General features: G+C 47.9%; 2 pseudogenes. Both read right to left on the bottom strand.

Features of this window, described 5'->3' with window-relative positions:
* Positions 1-141 precede the first annotated feature (141 nt).
* Positions 142-377 (bottom strand): annotated as a pseudogene (nagA, locus tag QZ506_RS06485) (N-acetylglucosamine-6-phosphate deacetylase); the annotation flags it as partial.
* Between the two features lie 21 nt (positions 378-398).
* Positions 399-1175, bottom strand: a pseudogene (gene nagB, locus QZ506_RS06480) (glucosamine-6-phosphate deaminase).
* Positions 1176-1277 lie beyond the last annotated feature (102 nt).

The following is a 1277-nucleotide window of genomic DNA, read 5'->3' as shown; positions in this document are numbered from 1 at the left end:
TGACAAGCCTGTTTTGGATTAAAATGCTGATCGCTCCGGGATGCATCACCACGCTCTGGATTTAACATACTGATTTTACGTCAAGGGAATCCGCAGCCTTTATGGCTACGCAGCATAATATCTATTTATTCAACAAAGCCGCGTGGCAATGGAAATGGCATCAAGGATGTCATTGAACTGGACGCCATCGCAGCCGTTAAGCTGTAAATCGATAAAGCCGGGGGCCACCGAAGCGCCCTTCAGATCGTGGCGTGGCAGGGGGGCGGGAAGATCGGATTCGGGACACACGCTTTCGATCGTGTCATCGTTGATAAGATAGCATGGTCATCCAGTATTTGGTGCACGGTGTAGATACGACAATGGGTTAACGCATACATCTTGAACTCCCGGCTTACAGATTAAAGACCGATAATGCTTTCAGCTTCCAACTCGTGGAAGTATTTCACGGTTTTTACTTTCAACTCCATGGTAGAGGGCTCATCGCAAACAATGATTGCCTTGGCATGCAGTTGCAGACAACTGATGGTCCACATGTGATTTACATCGCCCTCTACGGCAGCCTGTAATGCTTGTGCCTTGTTACGGCCAGACACCAAAATCATCACTTCCTCAGCATCTAACAGGGTGCCGACGCCGACGGTAAGCGCATATTTGGGAACCTGAGACATATCACCCTCGAAGAAACGGGAATTCGCGGTGCGGGTCTCTTCGGTCAACGTCTTGATCCGCGTACGGGAGGCTAAGGATGAGGCGGGTTCATTAAACGCAATATGCCCGTCATTACCTACTCCCCCCATAAACAGGTGAATCTTGCCATAGGAGGCCATTTTATCTTCATAACGTTGGCATTCGGCCACCACATCTGGAGCGTTACCGTTCAACAGGTTAATATTTTCCTACGGAATATCAAAGTGATTGAAGAAATTCTCATACATGAACGTGTGATAACTTTGCGTATGAGCGGCCGGCAGACCGACATATTCATCCATATTAAATGTCACTACGTGCTTAAAACTGACCAGCCCGGCGTTGTGCATCACGACAAGCGCTTTATAAGCTTCTAACGGTGAACTGCCTGTTGGCAGGCCTAACACAAAAGGGCGCTCAGCGCTGGGATTAAAGGCATTGATGCGCTGCACGGCTTTGTTGAATAAATAGAACTTTTGGGTAATCATCGGAGCAGATCACCACAGTTGTTTCAAAATCAGGTCTCCATGGCAAAACAAAATTTTAAAATCACCAACTGGCCCTCTTATAACAAGGCCCTCAAGCAGCGC

The sequence above is a fragment of the Candidatus Symbiopectobacterium sp. genome (genome assembly GCF_020054415.1).
In the GTDB taxonomy this organism is placed as follows: Bacteria; Pseudomonadota; Gammaproteobacteria; order Enterobacterales; family Enterobacteriaceae; genus Symbiopectobacterium.
Note: the sequence above shows the minus strand (reverse complement) of the source record. Positions and strands in the feature narration are given on the sequence as shown.